A 6,611-nucleotide genomic window follows, 5' to 3' on the forward strand; every position below is an offset into this window, starting at 1 on the left:
TCAAATTGAGGAAGCTTTTAAAAACGGAACAAAGTTGAATACAGATAGTATTTTAACAGGAATCAATAAAACACTCGAAGGGAAAGCCTATGAAATTTATCATGATGTAACCAATCATTCAGATTTTATTTTTGATTCAAATGTTACAAACGGATTTAAAGCTCCAGGTTTAAAAAAAGCTATTGAAACTGGTTTTTATACACAAGCTTATAGAGGTATTAATGGTTATGATTATTTAGTTTTTACCAATAGAACAAAAGAATCAAAAGACTTTGATATAAAAATCGATGGTCATCAGCTTAACAAAAAAATTGAAGTAAATTATATATCAGCAGATTCTATTAAGGTTAAAAATACAGAAATTAAGAACGTAACTTTTAAGAAAGGAAAAATTAATATTCCATCATTTAGTGTATCAGTAGCTAAATGGAAATCTAAATTGGTTACAAAACCTGCAAATCCAACAATTTATAAAGGGGAAGTAAATCAAGAAGGTATTAAACTAACTTGGGGACCAATTGAAAATGTGAAAAAATATATTATCAATTATAATGAAGTTTCAAGTGATGTTATAAAACAAATTAAAGTTAGCGCAAAAGAAACATCAATAGAGATTAATAACCTGAAAAAAGGAGTCGCTTATAATTTTAAAATGAGTGCTGAAAATAAAGAAGGAGTAAGTGAGTTTTCTAATCAAATGATTATAACAAATAGCGCTCCTAAAAGACCCGAAATATTTAAAATTTCAAGAAGAAATAATACAGCTACTATTTTCTGGAAAAGTGTTGCAAATGCTAAGGGATATAAAATTAAATACCTTAATAAAAATACAGGTAAAGAAAACCTAGTTGAAACTAATAATGTTTTTGGTTACAGATTAAAAGGATTAGATTACAATGTGCCTTATGTTTTTTCTGTGGTGGCTTATAACGGAATTGGATTGGGAGATTTTTCAAACACAAAAACGGTTAGCTTGTCTAAAAAAGTTCCTTTTAGCCCAAAAAATGTATCAGCAATAAGACAACCAGACGGAAGTGTCTCTGTAAAATGGATTGAACAAGATTCAATTTTACCAGAAACAACTTATACTATTTATAGAGGTTTAGAACTCCATAAATATGCTAAAATAGCAAGTGGAATTAAAAAACCATTTTTTAAAGATACTTCAGCAAAACAAGATGTAATTTATTTTTATACTGTAAAAGCAGAAACGTCTGTGGGTGAAAGTAATTTTTATCCTAATACAGCAACTTTATTTAACTCAAGTGATGAGTATTCAATTAAAATAAAGAAAATTGAAAAACAAAAAAAGGGTTACTTATTAAAAGTGAAGTTTAAGAATATTTTATTAGACGGCGAATATTCTTATGGAGTTAAAATAGAAAATATATCTTATTTAACGGTTGAGGAAAATAAAATTGAAGGAAGAAATTTATCAAAAAAAACAAATACTTTTGAAGTGTTTATACCCAATTCTAAATTAAACAAAAAATCAAAATACGCACTAAAAGCTTTTGTAAATACAAATGGTAAAAGTCTTTTTAGCAAATTACCTCATAGAAATATTAAAACAGATTAAATTTAACAAAATGAAAAAAGTTTTTTTTTTATTAATTATAATAATTGTAGCTTCTTGTAATACTATTAAGCAGGTAAGTGATAATAACAAGGTAGCAAAAAATCTAGCTCCTAATATTATTTACATATTAGCAGATGATTTAGGTTATGGAGATATAAAAAGCTTTAATCCAGAAAGTAAAATACCTACCATTAATTTAGATAATATGGCGTCTAATGGAATAATGTTTACGGATGCACATACTACTTCTGCAGTTTGCACACCAACAAGATATGGTATTTTAACAGGTCGCTATAATTGGAGAAGTCGTTTAAAAAGTGATGTGTTAGGGGGGTATTCAAAATCGTTAATTACCCCAAACAGAACTACGGTTGCAGACATATTAAAAAATCAAGGCTATAAAACTGCCTTTATTGGTAAATGGCATATGGGTTGGGATTGGGTTTTTAATGGAGAACAAAAACAAACCATAAATAATTTACATACAATTCAGGATGTAGATTATACACAACCTATTAAAAACGGACCATCTACACATGGTTTTGATTATTCTTTTGGTTTTTGTGGTTCTTTAGATATGCCTCCTTATGTATATGTAGAAAATGATATGCCAACAATGGTACCTACAAAAACAACACAAAATAAAGATTCTAAAGGTGTGTGGAGAAAAGGCCCAACATCAGATGATTTTGTGCACCAAACTGTGCTACAAGATTTAACAGATAGAGCCATTAATTATATAGGTGATAATGCAAATGATGACAAACCTTTCTTTTTATATCTTCCCTTACCAGCTCCTCATACACCTATTTTACCTTCGGATGAATTTTTAGGTAAAAGTAAAACAAATGAATATGGCGATTTTGTTATGCAAGTAGATGATGTGGTTGGTCAAATTAGAAAAAAACTAAAAGCAATAGGAATTTCAGAAAATACATTGTTAGTTTTTACAAGTGATAATGGTTGTTCACCAAAAGCAGATTTTAAAGAATTAGAAAAGTTTAAGCACGATCCTAGTTACGTTTTTAGAGGTATGAAAGCAGATATTTATGAAGGAGGACATCATGTGCCATTTATTGTAGAATGGCCTAAACAAGCATTAAAAAATATAAGTTCTAATAAAACAATTAGTACTACAGACTTTTTTGCAACCTGTGCAGATATTACTGGTTATAAAATTAAAGATACCGAAGGTGAAGATAGTTACAGCATGTTGCCATTATTGACCGATAAAAAGACAAAAGAGATAAGAGAATATATAATTTATCACTCAATAGATGGTTCATTTGCAATAAAACACGGAGATTTTAAATTGTGTATTACTCAAGGATCTGGTGGTTGGAGTTATCCAAAACCTCAAGAAATAAAAAAGAAAAAATTAGATTTACCAGAAATGCAATTATTCAATATTAAAGAAGATGTTGCAGAAACTAAAAATTTAATTGCCAGCAATCCTAAAAAAGCAGCAGAACTAAAAGCGGCTTTAAAGAAAATTATTTTAGAAGGAAGAAGTACTCAAGGAGCTAATCAAACAAATGAAGGTATGGAAGGTTGGCAGCAAATAAAAATGATTGTTAATTAAATGAAGTTGAAAATAAAAACAAAGATTACTCTATTTTCATTTTTACTCTTACTTGTAGTAATTGTAAACGCTTGCGTCAAAAAAGGAAAATTGAAACAAGTTGAATCTCCAGACGCTTCAGTTCATATAACAATAGAGGAAGTAGAAGGTAATTTAGTATATCAATTATTTAGGCAAGAAAAACTAATTGTAGATACTTCCGTAATATCAATTTTACCAAATGTTAAAACAGAAATTACTAAGACAACTTTAAATTCAGAAAATAAAACTTGGAAACCCGTTTGGGGGCAGTTTAGTGAGATTAAAAACCAGTATAATGAGCTTGTTTTAGATGTTTTATTAGAAGAAGTAAAAGCCAAGTTATACGTACGTGTTTTTAATAAAGGAGTTGGTTTTAGATATGAAATAGAAGGATTTAAAGAAGGTGCAGAAGCAACTTTTTATTGTGAATATAATTTAAGCAATACGAATGAATTGTATTCACCAAATGGAGAAAATCCTCCTTTAGGACCAATTTCTATGGATAAATTAACGAAAGTTAAAAAGCAACCAAGATTAATGACGCCTTTGGTGGTTAAAAATTCTGATAATTCTTATTTGTCAATATTAGAATCAGATTTATATGTGGCGCCAGAATTTGGAACCATAAAATTTAAGTTTAATAAAGATAAAAAGGTACTTGCTGCTACAAACAAAACAAAACTAAAAGGCGAAAAAGTAACAACACCTTGGCGAGTTATATTACTTGAAGAAAAAATAGGTGATTTAGTTACTAATTCTGTTCCTCTTAATTTAGCAACTCCTAATAAAATAAAAGATACTTCTTGGATTCAACCAGGAAAAGCACTTTGGGATTGGAGAGTTCATGGTTATAAAACAGCAGATGGATTTACTTACGGAGTTGACACAGAAAGTTATATCAGATTTATTGATTTTGCTAAGAAAAAAGGAATTGAATATTTTTTAATTGATGCACATTGGTACACAAAAGTAACAAAGGGTCATTTTACACTAACAGATAAATTAGATCTTAAAAAGGTATCTAAATATGCAAAAACTAAAGGAGTTAAGTTGATACTTTATTACGATAATCATAAAGGTCGTTACGGCGATGATGAATTGTTTTCTTATTTCGAGTCTTTAGGTATGAGTGGTATCAAATATGGTTTTATGGGTAATAACGTTTCTTTTACAAGCGATGCAATCCAGCAAAGTGCTAAAAACCATTTATTAGTAGATTTCCATGATTCTCCAGTTCCTTTTACAGGAATTGAAAGAACATTGCCAAATGCTATTACTAGAGAATATTGTCATGCACAACAAGATTCAAGAAAAGCATTTACACCAGAAACTTTTATTAAAATGGCATTGATTAATGCTATTCAAGGTCCTTTAGATATGAATAATGGGAATTTTGATTTAATTGGTATCAATAAAGGTGATAGACTAAAAGGCCCAAAAAAGAAGAACACGTATTTCTCTACTGTAGTTTCAGAAGCAGCAAGAACTTTAATAATTTATAGTGGATTGGTTTGTCTTCCTGATGCACCTGAATCATATCAAAAGAAATCAGATCTTTTCGAATTTATTCAGAAAATACCAGTTGGTAAGTGGAACGAAAGTAACGTTTTAAGTAGCAAAATTGATGATCATATTTCTACAGCAAGAAGATTTGGTGAAGAATGGTTTATTGGTTCTGTTGCTAGTAAAAAGGGGGCGGCTTTAGACATAAATTTAGACTTCTTAATCGAAGGACAAAATTATACAGTTACCTATTACGAAGACACAAAAGATACTCATGGTATGAAAAATCCAGAGGCTTATCAAATAAGAAAAGGATACGTTAAAAAAGGAGATATTATAAAAGCTATGATGGCACCAGGAGGTGGACATTGTATGTGGATTAGACCAGAATTAAATTAGAGATATGAAAAATATAATTTCAATGATTGCAGTATTATTTTTGTTTTCATCTTGTAAAAATGATGACAAAAAAGTAGAAGTTCCTCAAAAACCTAATGTTTTATTTATTTTGGTTGATGATTTAGGTTACTCCGATTTAAGTATTATGGGGAGTAAGTATTACGAAACTCCAAACATCGACAAAATTGCAAAAGCTGGTACTGTTTTTACAGACGGATACGCAGCTTGTACGGTTTGTAGTCCGTCTAGAGCAAGTTTAATGACTGGGCAATATCCTGCAAGACATGGAATTACACAGTTTGAAGGGAAAAGAAATAGTGGGCAAGCTTGGAAAGAGCGTAAACGTTATACCAAGTTGTTACCACCAGAATATAGAGATCATTTAGACACGAGTACAATTACATTAGCAGAAGCTTTTAAAGAAAATGGATATGCAACTTTTTTTGCAGGTAAATGGCATTTAGGGGGTAAAGAACAAGGATCATTACCTACAGATCATGGTTTTGATGTTAATATAGGAGGAAATCATGCTGGAGGTCCAAGTGGAGGGTACTTTTCTCCATTTAAAAATCCGAATTTACCGAATTTACCAGAAGAAAAAGGAAAGAATTTGTCTATGATTTTGGCAAACCAAACAAGTAAGTTTATCACAAAAAATAAAGATGGTCATTTTCTTGCTTACCTTTCTTTTTATGCAGTTCATGGAGGTATTCAGACAACCAAAGAAAAATGGACAAAGTATCGTAACAAAGCAGAAAAAATGGGAATCCACGAAAAAGGTTTTGAAATGGAACGTGTATTACCTGCTAGAAAATATCAAGACAATCCAGTTTATGCTGGTTTAATAGAACATGTAGATGAGGCAATTGGAACTGTAATGAAAACCCTAAGAGACTTAAATTTAGATAAAAATACAATTGTTGTTTTTACTTCGGATAATGGAGGTGTTACTTCTGGTGATAATTTTTCTACCAATCAATTGACTTTAAGAGGAGGAAAAGGGTATCAATGGGAAGGTGGTATTAGAATTCCATATTTTATAGATGTTCCTTGGATCAAACAAAACGGAGGAAGTATTGATGTTCCTGTTTCAGGTACAAATTTATTTCCAACACTGTTAGATTTATCAGGTTTGCCATTAAAACCAGAAGCGCATAAGGATGGTGTTAGTTTAAAACCTCTTTTATTAGGTGAAAGTATTGATGAAAGACCATTGTATTGGCATTATCCTCATTATGGAAATCAAGGAGGAGAACCAAGTTCTATAATTAGAAAAGGAAAATGGAAATTGATTTATTATTGGGAAAATTTGAATGCTGAATTATACAATTTAGAGACTGATTTAGGTGAGCGTACTGATGTTGCAAAAAATAATCCAGAAATAGCGAAACAAATGGAAATACAGCTTTTAGATTGGTTAAAATCTATGGATACCCATTATGCAGAGGTAGATGCTGAATGGGATGAAGCTGCTCGTGAAAAGTGGTTAGAAAGACAAAGAACAAAGTCTTTAGCAGGACAAGAAAG

4 protein-coding genes are annotated in these 6,611 nt (G+C 30.4%); all 4 read left to right on the plus strand.

The genetic code is table 11. The features are described from left to right. A partial coding sequence (locus ABJG40_RS01460; RefSeq protein ID WP_348022803.1) for a fibronectin type III domain-containing protein occupies nucleotides 1–1,579 on the plus strand: 1,579 nt, incomplete at its 5' end. Nucleotides 1,580–1,589: 10 nt separating this feature from the next. Next, nucleotides 1,590–3,161, plus strand: coding sequence for an arylsulfatase (locus ABJG40_RS01465; RefSeq protein ID WP_348022804.1), 1,572 nt, complete (start codon nucleotides 1,590–1,592; stop codon nucleotides 3,159–3,161). 90 nt (nucleotides 3,162–3,251) lie between these two features. Next, entirely contained in the window at nucleotides 3,252–5,084 is a 1,833-nt protein-coding gene (locus ABJG40_RS01470) for a glycoside hydrolase family 97 catalytic domain-containing protein (RefSeq protein ID WP_348022805.1), read from the plus strand. A 4-nt stretch (nucleotides 5,085–5,088) separates the two neighbouring features. Next, nucleotides 5,089–6,611, plus strand: a 1,523-nt coding sequence (locus ABJG40_RS01475) for a sulfatase (RefSeq protein ID WP_348022806.1), incomplete at its 3' end; no start/stop codon positions are given.

The sequence above is a fragment of the Polaribacter sp. genome, from assembly GCF_039939415.1.
Taxonomy (GTDB): Bacteria; Bacteroidota; Bacteroidia; order Flavobacteriales; family Flavobacteriaceae; genus Polaribacter.

Coding starts and splice junctions, on each gene's coding strand:
- ABJG40_RS01465 (WP_348022804.1), top strand. CDS start 1,590: ATGAAAAAAGTTTTTTTTTTATTAATTATAATAATTGTAGCTTCTTGT.